Raw genomic sequence first — 22507 nt, 5'->3', positions numbered from 1 at the left:
GTAAAAAGAGATGAAAAAGCGATTTTTATATAGTTCTTTTAGCATGATTATACTAACTGTAGTTAGTATGTCTGTCAGCTCCTGTAAAAAATACCTGACTGAAAAGCCTGTGGCTTCATTTTCTACAGACGCAGCATTTCAGAATGTTACAACAGCTACCGATGTAGTTTTAGGTGTGTATCAAAAACTGGCAGGTGATGCTGGTTACGGAATCAGGTTGAGTTTCTATTTTTCTGTAGATAATGACGAATTTTTAGGGCCAACAAACAACACATCTGCAGATGGGGACCGGAGGGATATTGCCAGATATGGTGCTAATGCATCGAATGCACAAATAGAAGCGCCATTAAACAATTTATACGCAGGTATAGAAAGGGCAAATATCTGTATCAAATATATTCCGCTAATGCCGCAATATACCTCCGGAAGCACGTCAGATCAGGCTGCATTAAAAAGGTTGTATGGGGAAGCACTTACTTTACGTGCACAATTCTATTTTGATTTGATTAAAAATTGGGGCGATGTACCTGCCCAGTTTGTACCATCCGCAGATATGCCCTCACTGGTTATTCCTAAAACCGATCGTGATGTAATTTATGATCATATTTTAAATGACTTAAAAACAGCGGAAGATATAGTGCCATGGCGCACCGATGTTGCTACACGTGATGAGCGCATAACAAAAGGGGCAGTTAAGGGCCTGCGTGCACGCATTGCTTTGTTTAGAGGAGGATATTCTTTGCGTACTACTTCTGGCATGATGGAACGCAAATCAGATTATTTAACTTATTACCAAATTGCAAAAGATGAGTGCAGCGATTTAATGAATCATAGAGAACAGCATACTTTAAATACAAGTTTTCAAAATTTGTTTAAAAATTATGTAGATGCACACACGTTGGACCCTACCTATGAAATCATGTTTGAAGTAGCTATGGGCGGCGGAAGCAGTGCCAGCGATAGTAAAATTGGTTATTATGATGGGCCGCGGTTGGTTGTAGGCTCTACCTCTTATGGTTCATCAAGTATATTACTTGTGCCAACTTATTTTTATGCTTTTGATCCAAATGATACACGCAGGGATGTAACCATTGCACCTTACTATGCTAACTTGGATGGTACAAAAGCAATACAAAAGCTAGTAAGTGCCTGCTTGGGCAAATTCAGAAGAGACTGGATTGCCAACCCTTCTTATATGTCAGCTTCAACTACCGGTACCCAGTATTTCGGTGTAAACTGGCCATTACTTCGTTTCTCAGATGTTTTATTGATGTACGCCGAAGCTGATAACGAAATAAACGGCAAACCATCCACCACAGCAATTGCTGCATTTAATGAAGTAAGAACAAGAGGTTTTGGTGGTAGTACTGCACTTATCGGAACAACCCCAACTACACATGACGACTTTTTTAATGCTATTGTAAATGAACGCTCTTTTGAACTCGGGGGCGAAGCAATCCGCAAATACGATCTGATCCGTTGGAATTTGCTTAATACAAAAATTACTTCTACGCGTGCAGGTTTAACAGCAATGCTCAACAAAACTGCTCCTTATGCTAATTTGCCACAGTCTATGTATGCTTTAAATAATTCGCAAACAGTATCTTATAGCAATTCATTATATGCAGCTACACCATCTGCAACACCAACAGGCTATTCTAAAATTGCCTGGATAAGTTCGCTTTCTGCTACTTACATTGCAAATGTGGCACAATTGTTCACACCAAATCATGGAGAACTGTTACCGTTTCCACAGGCAACATTATCAGCAAATCCTTTGTTAACACAAAACCCTGGATATTAACCTATGATTGTTCAATTAAAAAGGCTGCCATTAATGGCAGCCTTTTTAATTTATGGTTCATCTTAAAAACGTCGTTTGCCCTTATTTCAATAAGTAAAAAATAATTTTATCATGCTTCTTTTACCAGCAAAAAAAATTGCTAATGCCATTTTATTAATAGCAGTATTTGCGTTTTCTTTCACCCAGCAAAATAACATCAAAGTTTACCTCATCGGCGATTCTACCATGGCTAACAAGCAAGTAAAAGCTTACCCGGAAACCGGTTGGGGAATGCCTTTTGCTTACTTTTTTGATCAGACAGTTACTGTTGATAACCGTGCCCAAAACGGGAGAAGTACAAAATCTTTCATTGCTGAAAACCGTTGGCAGCCAGTAGTTAATGATTTAAAAGAAGGCGATTATGTGCTGATCCAATTTGGCCATAATGATGAAGTGCCAACAAAGGCAACTTATACAACAGAAGCCAATTTTCGAACTAACTTGATTCGGTTTGTTAATGAAACCAGAAGTAAAAAAGCAAATCCTGTTTTAATTACACCGGTTGCCCGCCGCAAATTTGATGCTGCCGGAAAAGTGGAAGAGACACATGCGGTTTATGCAGCAATTGTGCGAAAAGTGGCACAGGAAAATAAAGTTCCTTTAATTGATCTCGACAAAGAAAGTCAGGACTTGTTGCAGAAATTCGGGCCAGAAACTTCAAAATATTTGTATAATCATTTGCAGGCAGGAGAAAACCCAAATTATCCTGAAGGAAAAGAAGACGATACACATTTCAGCGAATTAGGCGCGCGAAAAATGGCCGAAATTGTTTTGGCAGATATTAGAACATTAAAACTGGATCTGGCTAACCGCATTGTTCAGCCGAAAAGTAAATAATGATTTATGCAAAGTAAGATTTATAGGGGTAAAAGAAGTATCCTCGTTTTAGGCGTTTTCCTGCTCTTGTCATTTGCCTGGTATCAGCCTAAAAAAATAAAGGTTTATTTAATTGGTGATTCTACGATGTGTTTGTACGATGCCAACAGGTTTCCGATAACCGGCTGGGGAATGCCCTTTGCCAATTATTTCAACTCAAACGTAACGATAGATAACCGGGCAAAAGGCGGCAGGAGCACACGTACTTTTTTAAGTGAAAACCGCTGGCAGCCAATTGCAGACAGCTTGCAGGAAGGCGATTATGTGCTGATGCAGTTTGGGCATAATGATGAGGCTAAAGAACCGAAATATGCCGATCGTTACACGCCTGTTCCGGATTATAAAAAAAACCTGATCAGGTTTATTACCGAAACCAGAAATAAAAAAGGCATTCCCGTTTTAATTACGCCGGTTTCCAGGCGCAGTTTTGATCAGGCCGGAAACATCAAGGAAACACATGTAGAATATTCTAAAGCAGTTTATGAAATTGGAGAGCAGTTAAAAGTACCGGTTATTGATCTGGATAAAAAAAGCCGGGAATTACTGCAAACTTACGGGCCGGAAAATTCAAAGCTGCTGTTTATGGAACTGCAGCCAGGCGAAGAACCAAACTATCCCGATGGGCAACATGACAATACACACTTTACCAATTATGGCGCAAGAAAATTAGCAGAAATTGTTTTAGCGGAGATCAAACGGCTGCATTTAGGTTTGGCCGATGATATCGTATCTCCTCCTGTTGCAACTAAAAAATAACCGGTAAAAGAAGCATTCCAGATGAAGAAAATAATTTGTTTTATCCTGATTTTAATGGGTACACATGCTGTTTTTAGTCAGCAAAAAATAGTGGTAGCAAAAGATGGCAGCGGCAATTACAAAACAGTTCAGGAAGCTTTAAATTCTGTTCCGCATAACAACAAAAAAGAAATTACCATTTTTATTAAAAACGGATTGTATCAGGAAAAACTCCGCCTCGATTCTACCAAAAACCATGTTACTTTAATTGGTGAAGACCGCTTTCAAACCATTCTTACTTTTGATGATCATCCCGGAAAAACCACTTCCACAGGTAAAAATATTGATACCCGTTCGTCTTACAGTTTTTTGGTTTTGGCAGATGATTTTAAAGCTGAAAATATCACTTTCCGAAACGATGCCGGTTTTACAGCCGGGCAAGCTGTAGCTTTAGAAGCAGATGGCGACCGGGCAATTTTTAAGAATTGCCGCATTATTGGCAACCAGGATATACTGTTTTTAAACAGTGAAAAAAGCCGTCAGTATTATCAAAACTGTTATATTGAAGGAACAACAGATTTTATCTTCGGCTCAGCAACTGCCTGGTTTGAGCAATGCCATATCCACAGCAAAAAAAACTCGCATATAACAGCAGCATCTACGCCTCAAAACCATCCTTTTGGGTTTGTTTTTAATGATTGTATTTTAACTGGCGACAGTACCATTCACAGCGCTTCTTTAGGCAGGCCTTGGCGGCCTTATGCTGATGTAATTTATTTGCACTGTTACATCGGGCAGCAAATCCGTCCGGAAGGCTGGTCTCAATGGAACAAGTTGGAAAATTTTCAACTGGCCCGTTTTTCCGAATATCAAAATTACGGGCCGGGCGCAAACCCTGCTACAAGGGTTTCCTGGTCAAAACAGTTAACAGATGAAGAAGCTAAAAAAGTTATGATAAAAACAGTATTGGGCAATTGGAACCCAAAGTCAGATTAACAGCAAAATGAAAATTTATAAGATCATTCTGTTCTATGCATTTTTTTTACTGGTAAAAACAGTATCAGCGCAGCCGGTGCCGTATCCATATCCAAAATCGCTTACGGTTGCGCAGGATGGCAGCGGTAATTACAAAACCATTCAGGAAGCGGTAAATGCAGTTCGGGATTTGTCGCAGGAAGAGGTCACCATCCACATAAAAAAAGGCATTTATCACGAAAAGCTAATTATCCCATCCTGGAAAACCAATATTACTTTGGTTGGCGAAGACAAAGAAAATACCATCATCAGCAATAATAATTACTCCGGACAAAGCTTTCCGGCTGGTAAAGATGCTTTTGGCAGAAATCAATATAGCACTTATACTTCGTACACGGTTTTGGTTCAGGGAAGGGATTTCTCCGCAGAAAACCTGACAATAGAAAATACGGCCGGAAGGGTAGGGCAGGCTGTTGCTTTGCATGTAGAAGGCGACCGTTGCATCATTAAAAATTGTAGGTTGCTGGGCAATCAGGATACATTATATACGGCCACAGAAACCAGCAGGCAGTATTACCAGGATTGTTATATTGAAGGTACAACTGATTTTATTTTTGGCGAAGCTACCTGTGTTTTTCAAAGTTGTACCATTAAAAACCTCACAAATTCTTACATCACGGCTGCATCAACTACGCCCCGGCAAAAGTTTGGTTATGTTTTTTTTGATTGTAAATTGATTGCTGATACATCTGTAAAAAAAGTTTTTTTAGGAAGGCCTTGGCGACCAAATGCAAAAACAGTTTTTATCCGGACAGAAATGGGAAGCCAAATAACGCCGCAAGGTTGGGACCCCTGGAAAAACCCTGCTAATGTTGACAATACCAAAACTGCTTTTTATGCAGAATATAAAAGCACAGGGCCAGGAGGGAAAGTAAGTGAAAGAGTAAAATGGTCGCATCAGTTAACAGCTTCGGAGGCTAAAACTTATACGCTTGCCAATATTTTTGCTTCAAAAGAAGCATGGAATCCACTTAAGAAATAAAATAATCTGTTTTTGCCTGAGCCTTTTAATCTAATGAAATATCCTTTCCTGCTTGCATTGCTACTTATTTCAAATGCTTCTTTTGCACAACAAAAATCAGCAAGAAAAGAAAAATCAATACCGGCTTATATTTCAAAAGTTTGGGTTTCTGATCAAGGAAATGGAACCTATAAAAACCCGGTTTTAAATGCTGATTATTCTGATCCGGATGCCATTCGTGTCGGCGATGATTTTTACCTGGTTTCTTCGAGTTTTGAAAATGTTCCGGGCCTGCCAATTCTTCATTCAAAAGATTTAGTGAATTGGGAATTGATCGGACATGCCTTAAAACGGCAGCCACCATTTGAACATTTTGCCAAGCCACAACATGGCAATGGTGTTTGGGCGCCTGCCATCCGCTACCATAACAACGAATTTTATATCTATTACCCTGATCCTGATTTTGGTATTTATCTTATTAAAGCAAAAAATATAACCGGCGAATGGAGCGGACCGGAACTGATTTTGCCCGGAAAAGGATTAATCGACCCTTGTCCGTTTTGGGACGAAAATGGAAAAGCTTACCTAATTCATGGTTGGGCAGGAAGCCGCGCAGGCATTAAAAGCATTTTAACGGTTAATGAAATGAATGCAGCCGGAAACAAGGTTTTGGATGAAGGTGTAATTGTTTATGATGGGCACGAAGCTGATCCGACTGTAGAAGGTCCGAAGTTTTACAAACGAAACGGGTATTATTATATTTTCGCTCCGGCAGGAGGAGTATCAACAGGCTGGCAATTAGTTTTACGATCAAAAAATGTGTATGGCCCTTACGAACGAAAGGTAGTGATGGATCAGGGAAAATCAACAGTAAATGGTCCGCATCAAGGCGCTTGGGTAACTACACAAACTGGTGAAGACTGGTTTCTGCATTTTCAGGATAAAGAAGCTTACGGCCGAGTTGTACATCTTCAACCAATGAAATGGGTAAACAACTGGCCGGTAATTGGTTTGGATAATGATGGCGATGGAAAAGGCGAGCCTGTTTTATCCTACAAAAAACCTAATGTTGGAGGCAAAAATTACCCAATACAAACGCCTGTAGAAAGTGATGAATTTGACGGAAACACTTTAGGCCTGCAATGGCAATGGATGGCTAACCCAAAAGGAACATGGGCATTTTTACAGCCAGCTAAAGGAATTTTGAGTATATATTCAGATATCATTCCGGATAGTGCTAATTTATGGAATACACCGAATGTATTGTTGCAAAAGTTGCCTGCCGATGAATTTATGGCAACCACTAAACTTACTTTTCATCCTAATGCAAAGCTGGAAAATGAGAAAACAGGTTTAACTATTATGGGACTAAGTTATGCAGATCTGGCTGTCAAAAGTAAAAAAGATGGCTTGTACTTAGTTTATTCCGTTTGTAAAAATGCCGGAAAAGGAAACGCAGAACAGGAAAAAACAATAGAAAAACTGAGCGCCAATACTGTTTTTATCAGGGTAAAATTAGTAAAGGGGGGCAAGTGTACTTTTAGCTATAGTTTAGACGGGCAAAAATTTACAGAGATAAACGAAGTATTTCAGGCGGAAGCCGGGCAATGGACCGGTGCTAAAATAGGAATCTTTTGTACGCGGGATTCGCAAACAAATGATTCCGGTTATGCTGATTTTGACTGGTTTCGGATAGAAGCCGTTAAGTAAAATTAAGGCATAAAAACAGTATGGTTATTCTGTTTTTCTAACTATCGTATTAATCGCTTCATCTAACTGGTCTGCGCTATCTGTCAGCATTTCACAAATATTACTCATGTTCTGGTCCAAGTCCATTTTATTCAAAATATTTACCAATCCGATAATATTAGCTACTGGCCGACGAATTACATGGGATTGCTCCCAACCAATCTGTTCTAAAATAGTCTTTTTTTCTTCGATTTCAGATTTTGCAACTTGTAAATTCTCATTTGCCCTTACGTATTCAGTAATATCGTAACCCATGCAAAATACACCGTCTGGTTCGTTTTGATCGTTAAAAATAGCGCGGTACTCCCATTGCGTAATGATATAACCGCCCTTGCCATCGTGCTTACGAATAGTAGCCGGAAAAGATTTATCTGGGTTTTGAAAGCACTTTATGGATGTTTCCTCGCATACTTTCCTATCATCCGGGTGCATAGTAATGTAATAAGGCTTGCCAACCATATTCTCAGAAATATAACCAAAAGCAGAAGCATAGTGAGAATTTACGTAACTGTAATTGCTATCCATTCCTGCAATAATTACATAGTAAAAGTTAGAGTTTTCTAACAGGTTTTTGGTTTCATTAAAATTAGTCATGCTGTTTTTATGATGATAATTAATACTTTTTACAATACTTTTTACGAATACAATTGTACTATTGATTCAATTTTTTTCTTTTAATACGAGAAAAATCAAAAACAATGAAATTTAATTATGCCGTTAAAAAAAGTTCCGTTCTAACTTCTGGTATCTGGCCTAATGCCAACGCTTTAGCAAACAGTATTTTAACCGCTTTCCGGCCTTCTTCACCTAACTCAACAGAATACTTGTTTACGTAAAGGCCGATGTGCCTGTACATCACATCTTCGCTCATTTCCTGAGAATGGGAACGGATAAACCCCAGTCCGGATTTTGGGTTTTCAAAAGCAAATTCAACAGATCTTTTTAAAACACGGTTAAGTTTATGCTGAATTTCTATCGGTAAATTCCTGTTTGCTACAATTCCGCCCAGCGGGATGGCACACTCGGTTTGCTGTTCCCAAAAATCGCCCAGATCAATAATTTTGTGTAAACCTTTGTCTTGATAAGTAAACCGGTTTTCGTGGATAATCAGACCCAAATCTGTTTCTCCGTTAAGCAACTGGTTTTCAATCTCCGAAAAAAGTACTTCATTTTTATTTTTCCCCTCGGGAAAAGCCAGGCTAAGTAAAAAATTTGCAGTAGTATATTTTCCCGGAATGGCAATTTTAAGGTTTTGGATATGAGATTTTAGATATTGCCGGTCCAAAAACTTTTCATCCTTGCAAATCAGCAGCGGGCCAACGCCGAAACCCAACGCACTGCCGGCATCCAGCAAAACATATTGTTCTGTTACATAAGCAAAAGCGTGATAGCTCAGTTTGGTAACATCCAGTTCTCCGCGGAAAGCTTTCTGGTTCAACGTTTCCACATCATCAAAAAACACTTCAAAATCTAAACCTTCGGTATCAATTTTATGGTGAATTAAAGCATCAAAAATAAAAGTATCGTTTGGGCAAGGCGAAAAGCCGAGGGTAAGTTTCATGTTGTTCGGTTGTGTGTTTTGGGTTATCTGTTTTTATGCTTTGTTCGGCGTTTTTGTCACCTCCGCAGGGAGATATCTTCTTTGAATAATACAAGCTAAACTGCTTTGATGAAGATCTCTCCCTGCGGATGCTTATTTGTTCTGCTAATCTAAAGGAGATGACAAGCCGCACTCACAACTTCTTAATTAATTCAATTGCAAAATCATTTAGGTTCTTAACGGCCAATCCAATTTTCCAGTTTTCGCGGTTTCGTTTTTCAACGTAATTTGACACCGACCTGATTTGTATGGATGGGACCATGCTTCTTTTACAGGCATAAAAAAAGGCCGCGCCTTCCATACTTTCTAATTGTGGGTTTAACCGTTCTGTTATTTTTTGGATGGAAGTTTCTTCGCCGTGAACTGTATTTACAGTAATGCCACGCACTTTTTTTATCGATAAAAGAAGCATTGAGTTGATGGGATAAAATTTACTTTCTCCAAAACCCATTGCATCAATTGATAAAAAACGATCATCATCTTCTGCTCCTAATTCGGCTAAAGTATCATCTTCAACTTCAACCACTTCCCCTAAATTTAGATCACGATCAAAACTTCCGGCAATGCCTAAGTGAATAGCCAAATTGTATTTTTTTTGAGCGAAGCGTTCACCTAAAGCAAAAGCGGTAGCAACCATTCCAACGCCGGTAATTAACACATCAAAAGGTTTTTCTTTTTTAAAATGGTCTAATAAAGGTTGTATTTCGGGCTGTGTGGCAGCTACCAGCAGAATATTCATTTGTAATATTTACGGCAAAGTTAAAAACAGCAGGCTACTTTTGTTTTAATATATTTGCAGCAGTTTATTTTATGATGATTTATATTACACGGAAAGAACATTTTAACGCGGCGCACAGGATGTACCGCGAAGAATGGAGCGCCGAGCAAAACCAGGAAATGTTTGGTAAATGTGCCAACCCTAACTGGCACGGCCATAATTACAATTTATTTGTAACGATTAAAGGTGAAGTTACGCAGGAAACGGGTTATTTAATGGATTTAAAAGACCTGAAAGTAATTATCAATAATTATGTAATTGAAAAGCTGGACCATAAAAACATCAACCTGGATGTAGATTTTATGAAAGGGAAAATGGCATCGACAGAATTGTTGACAATTGAAATTTTCAATCAGCTTAAAAAGCCGATTGAATTGCATGCCGGCGTTTTCCTGCATTCGGTAAAGCTGTACGAAACAGAAAATAATTCGGCCGAATATTTTGGTGATTAAAAGAAGTATTAAAAATAAATGAACAACAAAAACTACATTCCTGATACTGAAGAAGAACAGGATGGTTATGTAAAAATAGATCGGTACAATCCGGATACGATTAGTAAAATTGCGGAACATTATCAGGATATTTTAAACCTGTTAGGCGAAAACCCGCAGCGCGAAGGCGTGTTAAAAACGCCGGAACGTGTTGCTAAAGCTTTAACTTTTTTAACACATGGTTACGATTTAAGCCCGGCAGATATTTTAAAATCGGCTATGTTTAAAGAAGAATACAGCCAGATGGTGGTGGTAAAAGATATTGAAGTTTATTCCATGTGCGAGCACCACATGCTGCCGTTTTTTGGTAAGGCACACATTGCTTACATTCCAAACGGGCATATTGTAGGTTTAAGTAAAATACCGCGTGTGGTTGATGCTTTTGCACGCCGCTTACAGGTACAAGAACGTTTAACAAACGAAATTAGGGACTGCATACAGGAAACTTTAAAACCAATTGGTGTTGGCGTAGTAATCGAATGCCGGCATTTATGTATGAGCATGCGCGGCATCCAGAAGCAAAACTCGGTTACTACCACTTCTGCTTTTACGGGCGCATTTCTCCACGAAAAAACACGAAGCGAATTTTTACAGTTAATATCATCCAAATTAATCTAATTATTACAGAAGTTTATTCATTATGAAAGCATATATATTTCCCGGACAAGGTGCACAGTTTTCTGGTATGGGAACTGGTTTATATGAAAAGCACGAAGATGCCCGGGAACTATTTGAAAATGCTAACCAGATTTTAGGGTTCCGTATTACCGATATTATGTTTAACGGTACAGAGGAAGACCTGAAACAAACACGTGTAACACAACCAGCCATTTTTTTACACTCTGTTATCCTGGCTAAAACTTTAGGCGATGCTTTTAAGCCCGAAATGGTTGCCGGCCATTCTTTAGGAGAGTTTTCTGCCCTGGTTGCAGCAGGTTCAATTACTTTTGAAGACGGGCTGCGTTTGGTAACTGCACGTGCAAATGCCATGCAGCATGCCTGCGAAATTCAGCCTTCTACCATGGCTGCTGTTTTAGGCCTGGATGATTTTACGGTAGAAGATATTTGCCATCAGGTAACCCGTGTTGTTGTGCCTGCTAATTATAATTGCCCGGGGCAGTTGGTTATTTCAGGAACGATAGAAGGTGTACAGGAGGCCAGCGAAAAATTAAAAGCGGCCGGCGCCAAGCGGGTTTTACCGTTAAATGTTGGCGGCGCTTTCCACTCCCCTTTAATGGAGTTGGCACGGGTTGAGCTGGAAACAGCTATTTTAAATACAACTATAAAAGTACCTGTTTGTCCGGTTTACCAAAATGTAAACGCGCAGCCCACTATCGATCCGGATACCATAAAAATTAACCTGAACAAGCAGTTAACCGGAGCAGTGCGATGGACACAAACCATGCAGCGCATGTTGCAGGACGGCGCTACCTCTTTTATAGAAACCGGCCCGGGCAATGTTTTACAGGGACTGGTTAAAAAGGTTGACCGTAATGTGCTAACAGAACATGCCTGGATAGCATAATATTTTAACTTCTGGATAGAAATTTGTACTGCTTTTATGCAGATTGAATCATTGCTTTGAATACATCTGTTAAAGTCCGGTTACTATTGGTTGTGCTGTGTGTAAGCCTTTTTTTAACGGCTTTAACAGTAAAAATGTCTTATAATCCGGGCAATATTCTGGCAGGCTCTGCACTTACTTTGCAAAAAAACCTGAACGACCGGGAAGCTTTTGTTGAAGGTTTTTTAAAAGACCCCGTTAAGTTTAACAGCCTGAAAAATATAGGGCAGGATGAAAAGGAAGCTCTACAACTGATCGACCAGATTTCAAAAAGTAAAAAAATATATTTCTGCACTTATAAAAACGATCAGCTCAATTTCTGGAGCAGTATCCGTATCGTTCCAAATAGTTCTTCAGCGTATAAAACAGGTACTTCTTTTATACACGAAAAAAATGGTTATTACCAGGTGGTTAAAAAAACAGAAGGTAACTTTTCCGTTCTGTTTTTTATACCGGTAAAAGCAGCATACCGTTTTCAGAACCAATACCTCAGCAATGGTTTTTCGCAACAGCTTTTAGAAAATAACTATATTACTTTTGCACAGCCACAGGAAAAGCAATCGTTTGTAATAAAAAGCCTGCACCAGTTGCCTTTATTCTCAGTTAAACTTCAGCCAGGCCGCCCTTCCAGCTATCTTGCAGCTACCGAAGTTGTTTTATGGGTTTTAAGTATTTCGATCCTGTTTGTTCTGGTATATAACCTATGCACTTATATTGCTGATAAAGGCTATAGTAAGCTTGCTGTACTGCTGGCCGCCTTGTTTGTGCTGATTTGCATCGGCATAAATTTCTTTTTTGTTTGGTTAAAAAACCCAATTGGCAAAAAGCTTTTTCACCCGCTGCAGCTTACTCATATTAATGCCTCGCTTTTTTCTATGTGGGATCTTGCCCTGATCATTTTTTTTATAACCTGGCTTGCTGTTTTCATTTTTAGTAACCGCAACCGGCTTGTAAAACCTGTAATAAGTACCGTTAAAAGTTATAGTTTATTGCTGTTGATGGTTTTGTTGCTGCTTGCCTTATCTGTTGGTTTTTCCAATTTGTTTTATGAATTAATTATCGATTCAAAAGTTCAGTTTGATATTGATAACCTGTTAAGCCTTACCACTTACAATCTTTTAGGGGCAATTATGTTATGCCTGGCCTATCTTATTTTTTATTTAATTGCCGAGACTTGTATCAGTATATCTGCGCAGCTTAATATTAGGGATAAGGCTAAATTAATTTGTTTTTTAAGCGTAATAGTGCTGATAACTGCCTGGCACATTTTTCATTATCATTATTTTACCTGGTTTTACCTTTTATTAGCAGCAATTATCATTTGGCGTGCCTACAATGTTTTTTATGAACATGCTGATATCCCTGCAACTGCTTTTATTGTCCTCCTGGGCTTATCTTCGCTAATCGCAACTATCAAGCTTTCGCATATTCAGCATACTCTTGAACATAATAACAGGTTGCAACTGGTACAAAAATTAGTAACAACCACTGATTCTAATGCTGAATATATTTTTCAACAGGTTGAAAATAACATCAGGCAGGACCCGGCCTTGGTCCGTTATTTTTCTAAATCGGATAAAAATGAGGTTTATTTAAAAAACCATTTGCGTAAATTATATTTTGCCGATTACTTATCTAAGTACGATTTCAAAATGTATGCTTATGATATGCATCAGCATAACATTTCCGGGCAGCAGGATTACGACCTGGATGTTTTTCAGAACCTGGTTTTACTCGGCTCGCTTAAAGTACAGGGCACGCAATTTTTTTACCGTAAAACAGATGCTTTTGGTACCAGGCAATATTTTGCACTTATTCCATTGGTATCAAATCATGAATTACAGGGAACGCTGGTGGTTGACCTGAAGTCAAAATCCCTCGAAAATGATAATTCTTTCCCGCCGTTATTGGCAGATCAGAATGTAAAGCAGCAGGATGACTTTAAAAATTATTCGTATGCTTTTTATAGCGATAACAGGTTGCTTAACCAAAACGGGAAATTTGAATACAACTTAGTTAATACAGAGTTTAAGGGCAAGCTGAAAAGTTATACAGAACTGGAAACAACCAATCCGGGTTTTAGCCATTTAATTTACCAGCCAAATGAGCGGAAGCTTGTTGTGGTTAGTATCGAGAATAAAGATTTTGCAGATACCTTATCTGTATTTATCTTTTTCTTTGTGATGTTTTTGATTTTCACCCTGTTGGTAATAGCTGTTTACTGGTTCTGGAGCAAAATAAAAAGCCTGAACTTTAATCATTTTTTGTGGAGTTTACGTGTTGCCGCTAATAGTTTGCTTTATAAAACCCGTATCCAGATATCCATGGTAGCCTCTGTTGTTTTTACGCTGTTAATTATTGGTATCGTTACTTTTCTCACATTCCAAAGCCAGGACAGAAAGCAGCAGGACGACCTGAACCATGATAAAATAAAACGTATTGCTGCAGATTACGAAGGCCAGATGATGGATAGCAACATCAAAAACCAGGAAGAACTGGAGCTGAAGTTCAATGCTTTTGCCGAAACCTACTCTGTTGACCTGATGCTTTATGATACTTCCGGCGTTCCTTTGTTATATACCCAGCCTAAATTATACGATTATGGCTTGGTGGGCAGGCGGATGAACGCAACAGCATTTATTAAAATGAAACGCCTGCAAAAATCAGAACTTTTAAATGATGAGGAAATTGGAAAATTTAAATTTAAATCTGCTTATATACCTATTTATAATGCCGAAAATGAAGTGGTAAACTTTTTACAGCTTCCTTATTTTTCTAACGAAGCAGAATACAAGGCACGCGTTGGTTATTTTGTTAACTCTATGCTTAATGCGTATGCACTGGTACTGGTGGCCATTGGTTTATTTGCTGTTTTTATCGCCCAAAAAATCACAAGCCCGCTTAACTTAATACAACAAGGCTTAACCAATACCATGTATGGGCGAAAAACAGAGCCAATTAATTGGAAAAGGAATGATGAAATAGGATCGCTGATTAAAGAATACAACAAAATGATTGCATCCTTAGAGTTAAGCGCCAATAAATTAGCTAAATCTGAACGCGAAAACGCTTGGCGTGAAATGGCAAAACAAATAGCGCACGAAATTAAAAACCCGCTTACACCATTAAAATTAGGCTTGCAATTACTTCAAAAATCATGGAAGGATAAAGACCCTAAGTTTGATCAGAAATTTCAGAAATTCAGTTATTCTTTTGTTGAACAGATAGAAAGCCTATCACGTATTGCAACGGAGTTTTCTGATTTTGCCAAACTGCCAGACATTAAACCTGAAGTGGTCAATATTTTTGATATTATTTCCAGGGCTGCAAATGTTTTTAATCAAAGCGATAACATGCGCATAGATTATACTCCTTCAAAAGAACTATACTTAATCCGTGTTGATAAAGACCAGCTGCTACGCTGCTTTAACAACCTGCTTAAAAATGCGATAGAAGCGATGCCGCCAGACCGTACAGGTATCATCACCATTACTTATCAACTTACAAAAGAGCATATTTTAGTAGATATAAAAGATAACGGAAACGGCATTCCCGAAAATATCCGTGAAAACATCTTTCAGCCAAACTTTACTACAAAAAGTTCGGGCACAGGGCTTGGTTTAGCTTTTATTAAAAATGCAATTGAAAATACCGGGGGCAAAATTTGGTTTGATACAGAGATAGGCATAGGTACAACGTTTCACCTGCTTTTCCCATCGGCTTTTATGCCAACTGTAGTTTAATTACTTTCTTTAAAATCATTGTAATGCTTCTTTTACCGCATAAAAAAAGGGACTGGTCAAAGTCCCTTTTTTAAAAAAGCTAATGTGGTTTTTATCTTAAGTTGAAAGATGATTTGCCCATTTGGTAACCATCAGCATATAATAAAACCGAATAGGTCCCTTTTTGAAATGCTGCCGGGCTAACCCAGTCAATAGTATAGCCGCTCCCGTCATTCTTAAAATCAATAGAGCTTTTATAAGTATATTGTAAATCCTGGCCGTTAATGGTAAAATTGCCGGAATCCCCGGAAGTTACCAGGTTCCCTGTCGGGTCAATTATTCTTAAATAAATGTCGTGCAGGCCTTTTGTTGCCAGTTCATTAGTAGTAACGGTAAAGTTAACTTTGATTTTTTTAGCGGTAGATGCACGCGTAACATCCACTTCTTTTCCGCTATTCTTAATTTTATAAGCAGTAATAGCTACGGATGATGTTTTAATAGCTGCAGCCGTTTGCACTTTAGTGTTCAGCTCCTGGTTTTGCTGTTGCAAGGTTGTTGCTTTTTGGTTAACCGTAGCCAAATTGGTTTTAAGCGTATCACGTTCGGTAGTTAAAGACGCGTTTTGTTGTTTGAGTTCCTCAATATCTGCTGTATATTTTGTAACAAAGTAACGCAGTTGCTTAATATCTTCCTGGGCAGAACGCAACTCGCTGGCGGTAAGGTTTCCGCTGGCAAGCGCTTTTCTTAACTGCGTAATTTTAGCTTTTAACTCTTGATCTTTTGCTTGTAACTCCTGCGAAACCCGGTGCTTTCCGCTATTGGCAGAATCAAGCTGATTTGTTAAACTATCTAATGATGCTTTTAAAGTAGTTTGCGTTTTTACCAATGTTTTATTATCATCATTAATCTGGTAAACCAGTTTTTCATCTGATTTATTTTTTTGAAAATACAAATAAGCGTTCGTGCCAAGCAGTGCCAGTACAACAACAATTAAAAAATAAATTAAATTGGATTTTTTGGCAGGCGTTTGCGGGTTTTGATTGTCCATGTTTTAGGTTTAAATGAATAAAGAGTTTTTCAAAATGTAAGTTTTACTGGGTAAACCTTCGGTTTAAATTACAAATGCTACTTATTTAATTGGTTAATATTTTTGATAAAACTATGATTATACATTGAATATTGTACCAAAAGCAAAAAAATACATAACCGAAGATAGTATATTTACGTTTTAATCAATGAGGTTGTTTAAACTTTTTGGCACCAATTTAAATTTGGTCCTTCGGCAGGCCCAGGTTTGGTGCCCATGCTTCTTTTACCGGGTAAAATTGGTGTTTACATTTAATCACTAAAGACCTATAAGGTTTTCAAAACCTTATAGGTCTTTAATGGATCAAAAAAGCAATAGTTAACATTTTTTAGGTGATAAAAGAAGCACCGGCCTAAAAAATCAAAATTTAATGACCAGCATTTTTAGGTGATAAAAGAAGCATCGACCTTAAAAAAAAAGAGGGCCAGAAAAAAAAGTTCAAACAACTTCAATAAAAAATTAGGAAATCTCAAACAAAAAAAACGGCTTTGGTATACCGGATGGCAAGGTAAAAGCAATTTATTTAAGTTTTATTTTTTGTTGATTTTGTAGGAATTAAATTTTTTGTTCCAATAAAATTCATTGCATTGAGTTTAAGTATCTTTGCCGTTTTTAATAAGTAGATTAATGAATAATTGTATAAGGGCTTTACTGTTGCTGTTTTTAGTTTGTGTGATTGGGTTAGTGCATGGGCAACAAATTATGCCTCAGCCAAAAAGAGAACTTAGAGGAGTTTGGATTGCAACAGTAACTAATATTGACTGGCCAAGCAGCAGTAAAAGCAGTACGCAGCAGCAACAGCAGGAACTTTTAGAAATCCTCAGCGCCCATCATCAAACCGGAATCAACGCAGTAATGTTCCAGGTACGGCCAGCAGCAGATGCTTTATACGCGAAAAGCCGCGAGCCATGGTCGCAATGGTTAACCGGTAAACAAGGCAAGGCGCCAAACCCTGCTTACGATCCCTTAGAGTTTGCTATTACCGAAGCCCATCAGCGGGGTATGGAATTGCATGCTTGGTTTAACCCTTATCGGGCCACATTTTCGGCTAATGAAAGAGGTTTAAGTGATAGCCATATCACTAAACAAAAACCAGATTGGTTTTTTACTTATGCCGGCAGAAAGCTTTTTAATCCTGGTTTGCCGGAAGTGCGCGAATACATTATCAAAGTAATTTTAGACGTAGTGGATAATTATGATATTGATGGCGTGCACCTGGATGACTATTTCTACCCTTACCCGGTAGATGGACAACATATTGATGATGCACAAACTTTTAAAGACCATCCGGATGGTTTTACTGATATTAAAGACTGGCGCCGGCACAATGTAGATACCCTGATCCATGCTTTAAGCGATAGTATACATCATCATAAAAACTATATCAAGTTTGGGATTAGCCCGTTTGGTATCTGGGCAAACAAGCGCCAAAATATAGAAGGTTCTGAAACAGGTGGCGGTTCTTCTTATTATGAGCAATTTGCCGATTCAAGAAAATGGATAAAAGAAGGCTGGCTGGATTACATCAACCCGCAAATTTACTGGCCGTTTAACAATCGGGCTGCCGCTTTTGAGAAGTTAGTAGATTGGTGGAGCAACAACACTTACGGCAAACATTTATACATTGGCATGGCTACCTATCGCATTAATGAACGAATGAGTGCAAGTTGGAAAGAAGCTGATCAAATGCCAAAACAAATTCGGTACGAAAGGCAAAACCCGCGCGTACAAGGAAGCGTTTACTTTAGCTCCAAGTCTTTGCAACGTAATTTATTAGGTTTTACGGATAGCCTGAAAACAGATTTTTACCGTTATCCGGCATTGCCTCCGGTAATGTTGTGGCGCGATGGTGTAACGCCTAATATTCCGCGTGAATTAACGGCAAAAGCAACAGGAAAATTGGTTAACTTACAGTGGCAACTACCTCTGCCTGCTACGGATGGAGATACCGCTTTTGGTTATGTTGTTTACCGGTTTGACCAGCACGAACCGATCAACCTTACCGATCCGAAGCACATTCTTAACGTTACTTATAGCCAGCAGCGCACTTTTGAAGACCAGACCGCCGAAGTTGGAAAAACCTACCAATACGTGGTAACGGCGTTAGACCGGATAAAGAACGAGAGTTACCCCTCTAACACGGCGGTGGTTAACCTTTCTGCCAATAGTTTATAGCGATAAAAACAGCATCAGCTATTCATTACAGCGCCGAAGTCACTAACTGACCTATAAGGTTTTCAAAACCTTATAGGTCAGTTAGTGACCTGCCTGCCAATAATTTAAAGGCAGTAAAAACAGCTAATGCTTCTTTTACCACCTAATAATTGGTTAAGGGTTAGATTAATGCTGTATAACGATCTGTTTTTGTATTTCCTGTTTGCCAATAAGTACATGTAAAAAATAATTATCAGAAAGCAGGTCACGCGTATCTACCATAACATCTTCTCCTTTTGCCGAAGAACCTTGCTTTAAAACTTTACCGGTTTTGTTATAGATTTTATAACTGAAAGGCCATTGTTTGGTATTGCTTGTACTGCTGGTTGATGAAGTTGGTGTAACATCGGCAGAAGGGGTGCTGGCAGATGAAGTAGTGATAGTCATACTATTGCCTGCCGGGTTGGGATAATAGCTAAAGCTATCAGAACCGCCACCAGTATTGCAGTTTTTCATGGGGTCGTTCCTTATCACAGCAAAAGAATATTCATCCCCTACTGTACCACAAGGCGTTGTAATGGTTACCGTCATGGAATAACCTCCGGGGGAGGTCCAATTTGAAACATCAACATAAGAGCCTCCATTACCATTAATTGAAAAATTTTGTGGGTTAGGATAAATCGCCCATTGATAATCTGTAGCACCAGCAACAGGCGATATGGAAAATACGGCACCGGCAGAATTGGTACACATATCATGGCCTTGAATGTACCCACTGAGTTTTGAACCTACGGTTACCAGTTTAGAAGGCAAGGGAACATTACCGCAGGCAGAACTTACAGTAGCGGTAAGGCTAATAGTCCCATTATTTAACCTGTTAAGCGTTGCTACATTATTTGTGGTGCTAATGCTTACAATGTTTGGGTTCGCACTCCATGCTACAGTTGTACCGGCAGGTAAACCGGGGATGGAGTAAGTACCTGAAGTGCAGAATTGATCGGAACCGGAAATGGTATATTTAACGCCTACCGGGGCTTGAGGCTGATTATCAATTTCCTTTGTAAGCCATTTAGCACTGCAATCTGTAAGAGATACGTGGTCTTCGTTAGTATTTGGCGTAAAGTAACTGTCAAAAGGTGTTTCTGTAGTAGTTACTAAATTCCTGTTACTAAAATCTTCACCAAAATTTGAACCGTTCGTTACAGCAAGTGAACTTTTTGCTGGTATAAAAGAATGTGTAGGTAAAAGAGTAAAAATTGTAGGTTTAAAAAATGGTTTTATGTAACTAGGAAAGCCTTCTTTAAATCCATCCGCTATTTGTTGTTGTGCATTGTAATAGCCTCCCATGGAATTATCAAGTCCAATTGAATTACTAAATGTTGAAGCATAACGGGTTCTTTTTACAAGCCATCCAAGCAATTCACCATGAAAAACCTGGTTTCTTCCATTATACCCTGCTGTGTACCATGCTTGTGTGTCAATAGTTTTTGTTAACTCTATGTTTACTCCTGCCGCTTGTGCTATACTTTTAACAACCTTCATAACCAATGATTTAAAACCAATAAAATAAATACCTCCTAAAAGCACCCTGGTAAGAATTGTTGGCTGAACACCTAAGTGAAGATCCATAGCTCCAAAATTCCCCAATTGGGTACCAATGCCAGAACCATTTATCAAAGCAATTTTTCTTAACTGTGTTGGAAAACCCAAATTGTTCAACTCCTGCATAAAACTATCACGTGTCCAGTATGGCGTAGGAGATTCCGTATTAGTTAAATAATGGTGTAGTAACATTTCTTTTGCAGCAGCTGTGTTGATATTTAAATTTAGTTTATCTTTTGCAGGTGTTAAATGTAACGCATTCCCCAAATAATCCAGCACCCACTAATCTCCTATAGGAATGTTTGCACCTAAATGTGGAGAATCAAAAGAAACATAAAGCCGAGTGTTGTGCGGCATACTGTGATGTTCCATATAAGCTAAAGCATAACGGCTAATCAAACCACCCATACTTGGGCCAACTACAACAAGTTGTTCTGTACTTCCGTTATCTTGTAGCTTTTGGTTAACCATTTGAATAAGCTTAATCAGTGTAAAAGCATTCCGCTGAATATAATCTGAGCCACCATCAATGTGTATACCATTAAAATAATAATCTGGATAGTCCATAAATATAATATCATATCCTTTGGCTAACATCTCTTCTCCAAAGTTTTGTGTTCCGTTATACACAAGATGGTCTTGTAAATATTTAAGCTTGTGCTGACTTCCAGGATCAAAACCATCTAAAATGATAATCGGCTTTCTCAAAACGCGATCACAGGTATTTGTATGGTAAATAATAGTTGCCTGTCCTTGACCAATTATAGGAGAAGACTCATTTTCATAACCTTGATAAGATATATTTGAAACAATTGTAGGCAGCACTTCTGGTGCATCAAACCCATTACAAGGTGAAGGTGTGCCATTTGGTATACCTTGTACTTTTTGGGAAGAAGCAATAGAAGAAATAATTATATAAATAGAACTATAAGTTTCAACCTGTTGCCCGTTTGTATAGTTGATATAATAATGAATTGTTTTAAAGCCTCCGGATGAATAATTTATACTTATACCCTGACCTAAACCAAGTTGATGTAAACCAGTACCGTCTGCAAAATCAACGTTAACATTTGCTACAGCATTCCCTGTATTGTTTAAATATAGAGATGGCGACAATTCAAAATATGGTGTACCAGTCGTAATGCTATCAGCTAAAACAGCACCTAAACTTAATAACCTTTCAATGTACGGCGAACTCGTTCTATTGGGCACGTCATACAACAACAAGCCGCTATTGTATATTAGATTATGCTCTACAGCCATAGTATCCAGATAATTAAACCTATAGTTGAGAATACCTATCGGGTAGATACCGTTATTTATTTTATCTAAAATTTGCTGATTGAAATTCTCAGGTGTAATCATTCCTCCATTCGAGTAAGCTGCATCATAAAGCTCGTTATATCCTTGTTTAAAATGGGTAAAGGAGGAAGTGTCTGCATAATTTTGGTTAAAAATTGCCAATCCTGCAAATGGAAAAACACGGTCATATAAAATACCGGTAGTAACACCAGATTTATCTAAATTAAATAAACAACTATCAGCGGTTTGTGTAAAGTTTTTAGGTGTTTGTGCTTTAACGGTTAAGCTGGCAAAAACAATTAGAAAAAGTAGTAATTTTTTCATATCCAGTAGTTTTTAGTTTTTCATATCAAACCGGCCATCGGTAATAGCTATCACATCGTTGGCATCTTTTGTATTTACAGCAGTAAAAGAAAAAGTCCCAGATATTATATGTTGTGCATAATCAATGTGGGTAAAATTTATAGTCGCATTATTTGGATTATATCTTATGTAGTAACCAGTATTAGGGTCAACATAACCAGAACTTATAGGGTAGACTCCTTCAGATATACCAGGACCGGAAGACAATCCTATAGTATAATTATCATTATTTCCACTGCTATAAACCACAGCTTCAACTTCAAATTCATATCTTCCTGGCGCACCACGAAGGCCACCAGTAAGGCCAGGAGAAAGAAGGCTTGTTTTTGCAACATAAACCTTACCATTTATTTTGCAAGAAAAAGTATTGGCACCAGTTTGGGTGGCTTTAGTTAGTTTCTCTTTTGCACAGGAAACCAAGAATGGTAAAAAAAACAGCAATAAGGATAAGGTTTTAAGTGTTTTCATAAACAGGCAGGTTAGTGTTTTCATAAGCATTTTTAATTAAAGAATTAGCAAAAAGAAAATACGTTTTTATACAGCAAGAGCAACAGGTGCTTTAGTTATAGTATTACGAAAGCTTATTAGGTAACAAATTGGATACAATAAACCTACGTGCTTATTTTGATAAAAGCAAATTTAGGT

18 protein-coding genes are annotated in these 22507 nt (G+C 38.3%); 11 read left to right on the top strand and 7 right to left on the bottom strand.

Annotated features, from left to right (window positions below; genetic code table 11):
• Nucleotides 1–10: 10 nt before the first annotated feature.
• From GO621_RS07305 to GO621_RS07280, 6 genes are all read left to right on the top strand, one after another.
• Nucleotides 11–1804: a RagB/SusD family nutrient uptake outer membrane protein gene (locus GO621_RS07305; RefSeq protein ID WP_157565585.1), complete on the top strand. Its 1794-nt coding sequence runs from the start codon at nt 11–13 to the stop codon at nt 1802–1804.
• Between the two features lie 111 nt (nt 1805–1915).
• Entirely contained in the window at nt 1916–2680 is a 765-nt protein-coding gene (locus GO621_RS07300; RefSeq protein ID WP_157565584.1) for a rhamnogalacturonan acetylesterase, read from the top strand.
• Nucleotides 2681–2686: 6 nt separating this feature from the next.
• Nucleotides 2687–3475, top strand: a complete 789-nt coding sequence (locus GO621_RS07295) for a rhamnogalacturonan acetylesterase (protein WP_157565582.1) — start codon at nt 2687–2689, stop codon at nt 3473–3475.
• Nucleotides 3476–3496: 21 nt separating this feature from the next.
• Nucleotides 3497–4450 carry a pectinesterase family protein gene (locus GO621_RS07290; protein WP_157565581.1) on the top strand — a complete coding sequence of 318 codons (954 nt, stop codon included), beginning with the start codon at nt 3497–3499 and terminating at the stop codon, nt 4448–4450.
• 7 nt (nt 4451–4457) lie between these two features.
• Nucleotides 4458–5471, top strand: a complete 1014-nt coding sequence (locus GO621_RS07285; RefSeq protein ID WP_157565579.1) for a pectinesterase family protein — start codon at nt 4458–4460, stop codon at nt 5469–5471.
• A gap of 33 nt (nt 5472–5504) precedes the next feature.
• Nucleotides 5505–7160: a glycoside hydrolase family 43 protein gene (locus tag GO621_RS07280; RefSeq protein ID WP_157565578.1), complete on the top strand. Its 1656-nt coding sequence runs from the start codon at nt 5505–5507 to the stop codon at nt 7158–7160.
• A gap of 24 nt (nt 7161–7184) precedes the next feature.
• Here GO621_RS07280 and GO621_RS07275 read toward each other — a convergent pair whose 3' ends face one another.
• The 3 genes from GO621_RS07275 to mqnB form a co-directional block, all read right to left on the bottom strand.
• Nucleotides 7185–7793, bottom strand: a complete 609-nt coding sequence (locus GO621_RS07275) for a PAS domain S-box protein (protein WP_157565576.1) — start codon at nt 7791–7793, stop codon at nt 7185–7187.
• Nucleotides 7794–7908: 115 nt separating this feature from the next.
• The gene (locus GO621_RS07270; RefSeq protein ID WP_157565574.1) at nt 7909–8760 is read right to left on the bottom strand and encodes a menaquinone biosynthesis family protein; all 852 of its coding nucleotides are present in this window, start codon (nt 8758–8760) and stop codon (nt 7909–7911) included.
• 172 nt (nt 8761–8932) lie between these two features.
• Nucleotides 8933–9538 (bottom strand): futalosine hydrolase, encoded by a 606-nt coding sequence (gene mqnB / locus GO621_RS07265; protein ID WP_157565573.1) that lies wholly within the window; start codon nt 9536–9538, stop codon nt 8933–8935.
• A 74-nt stretch (nt 9539–9612) separates the two neighbouring features.
• Here mqnB and GO621_RS07260 point away from each other — a divergent pair, with 74 nt between their 5' ends.
• From GO621_RS07260 to GO621_RS07245, 4 genes are all read left to right on the top strand, one after another.
• Entirely contained in the window at nt 9613–10029 is a 417-nt protein-coding gene (locus GO621_RS07260; RefSeq protein ID WP_157565694.1) for a 6-pyruvoyl trahydropterin synthase family protein, read from the top strand.
• Nucleotides 10030–10047: 18 nt separating this feature from the next.
• Nucleotides 10048–10686, top strand: a complete 639-nt coding sequence (folE, locus tag GO621_RS07255; RefSeq protein ID WP_157565571.1) for a GTP cyclohydrolase I FolE — start codon at nt 10048–10050, stop codon at nt 10684–10686.
• Between the two features lie 22 nt (nt 10687–10708).
• Nucleotides 10709–11593, top strand: a complete 885-nt coding sequence (fabD, locus tag GO621_RS07250; RefSeq protein ID WP_157565569.1) for an ACP S-malonyltransferase — start codon at nt 10709–10711, stop codon at nt 11591–11593.
• A 134-nt stretch (nt 11594–11727) separates the two neighbouring features.
• Entirely contained in the window at nt 11728–15375 is a 3648-nt protein-coding gene (locus GO621_RS07245) for a sensor histidine kinase (protein WP_157565568.1), read from the top strand.
• Between the two features lie 91 nt (nt 15376–15466).
• Here GO621_RS07245 and GO621_RS07240 read toward each other — a convergent pair whose 3' ends face one another.
• Nucleotides 15467–16402, bottom strand: a complete 936-nt coding sequence (locus tag GO621_RS07240) for a hypothetical protein (protein ID WP_157565566.1) — start codon at nt 16400–16402, stop codon at nt 15467–15469.
• Nucleotides 16403–17068: 666 nt separating this feature from the next.
• Here GO621_RS07240 and GO621_RS07235 point away from each other — a divergent pair.
• A complete protein-coding gene (locus GO621_RS07235) occupies nt 17069–18616 on the top strand; it encodes a glycoside hydrolase family 10 protein (protein ID WP_157565565.1) in 1548 nt (515 codons plus the stop codon).
• A 165-nt stretch (nt 18617–18781) separates the two neighbouring features.
• Here the strand turns inward: GO621_RS07235 and GO621_RS07230 are convergent, their stop codons facing one another.
• Genes GO621_RS07230 through GO621_RS07220 form a run of 3 tightly spaced genes read right to left on the bottom strand, consistent with a single transcriptional unit; the run spans nt 18782 to nt 22330 of the window.
• Nucleotides 18782–20476, bottom strand: a complete 1695-nt coding sequence (locus GO621_RS07230) for a T9SS type A sorting domain-containing protein (RefSeq protein WP_198170165.1) — start codon at nt 20474–20476, stop codon at nt 18782–18784.
• Nucleotides 20477–20479: 3 nt separating this feature from the next.
• The gene (locus tag GO621_RS07225) at nt 20480–21823 is read right to left on the bottom strand and encodes an esterase/lipase family protein (protein WP_157565562.1); all 1344 of its coding nucleotides are present in this window, start codon (nt 21821–21823) and stop codon (nt 20480–20482) included.
• A gap of 12 nt (nt 21824–21835) precedes the next feature.
• Nucleotides 21836–22330 (bottom strand): hypothetical protein, encoded by a 495-nt coding sequence (locus tag GO621_RS07220; RefSeq protein WP_157565560.1) that lies wholly within the window; start codon nt 22328–22330, stop codon nt 21836–21838.
• Nucleotides 22331–22507 lie beyond the last annotated feature (177 nt).

The sequence above is a fragment of the Mucilaginibacter arboris genome, from assembly GCF_009754915.1.
Lineage (GTDB): Bacteria > Bacteroidota > Bacteroidia > Sphingobacteriales > Sphingobacteriaceae > Mucilaginibacter_A > Mucilaginibacter_A arboris.
This window is presented reverse-complemented; position numbering and strand designations above follow the sequence as displayed.

Excerpts from the sequence above, each read along its gene's own strand:
- GO621_RS07225 (WP_157565562.1), bottom strand. The coding sequence starts at position 21,823 with ATGAAAAAATTACTACTTTTTCTAATTGTTTTTGCCAGCTTAACCGTT.
- mqnB (WP_157565573.1), bottom strand. The coding sequence starts at position 9,538 with ATGAATATTCTGCTGGTAGCTGCCACACAGCCCGAAATACAACCTTTA.
- GO621_RS07235 (WP_157565565.1), top strand. The coding sequence starts at position 17,069 with ATGAATAATTGTATAAGGGCTTTACTGTTGCTGTTTTTAGTTTGTGTG.
- GO621_RS07240 (WP_157565566.1), bottom strand. The coding sequence starts at position 16,402 with ATGGACAATCAAAACCCGCAAACGCCTGCCAAAAAATCCAATTTAATT.
- GO621_RS07245 (WP_157565568.1), top strand. The coding sequence starts at position 11,728 with ATGTCTTATAATCCGGGCAATATTCTGGCAGGCTCTGCACTTACTTTG.
- GO621_RS07295 (WP_157565582.1), top strand. The coding sequence starts at position 2,687 with ATGCAAAGTAAGATTTATAGGGGTAAAAGAAGTATCCTCGTTTTAGGC.
- GO621_RS07260 (WP_157565694.1), top strand. The coding sequence starts at position 9,613 with ATGATTTATATTACACGGAAAGAACATTTTAACGCGGCGCACAGGATG.
- GO621_RS07300 (WP_157565584.1), top strand. The coding sequence starts at position 1,916 with ATGCTTCTTTTACCAGCAAAAAAAATTGCTAATGCCATTTTATTAATA.
- GO621_RS07290 (WP_157565581.1), top strand. The coding sequence starts at position 3,497 with ATGAAGAAAATAATTTGTTTTATCCTGATTTTAATGGGTACACATGCT.
- GO621_RS07220 (WP_157565560.1), bottom strand. The coding sequence starts at position 22,330 with ATGAAAACACTTAAAACCTTATCCTTATTGCTGTTTTTTTTACCATTC.
- fabD (WP_157565569.1), top strand. The coding sequence starts at position 10,709 with ATGAAAGCATATATATTTCCCGGACAAGGTGCACAGTTTTCTGGTATG.
- GO621_RS07285 (WP_157565579.1), top strand. The coding sequence starts at position 4,458 with ATGAAAATTTATAAGATCATTCTGTTCTATGCATTTTTTTTACTGGTA.
- GO621_RS07275 (WP_157565576.1), bottom strand. The coding sequence starts at position 7,793 with ATGACTAATTTTAATGAAACCAAAAACCTGTTAGAAAACTCTAACTTT.
- GO621_RS07280 (WP_157565578.1), top strand. The coding sequence starts at position 5,505 with ATGAAATATCCTTTCCTGCTTGCATTGCTACTTATTTCAAATGCTTCT.
- GO621_RS07270 (WP_157565574.1), bottom strand. The coding sequence starts at position 8,760 with ATGAAACTTACCCTCGGCTTTTCGCCTTGCCCAAACGATACTTTTATT.
- folE (WP_157565571.1), top strand. The coding sequence starts at position 10,048 with ATGAACAACAAAAACTACATTCCTGATACTGAAGAAGAACAGGATGGT.
- GO621_RS07305 (WP_157565585.1), top strand. The coding sequence starts at position 11 with ATGAAAAAGCGATTTTTATATAGTTCTTTTAGCATGATTATACTAACT.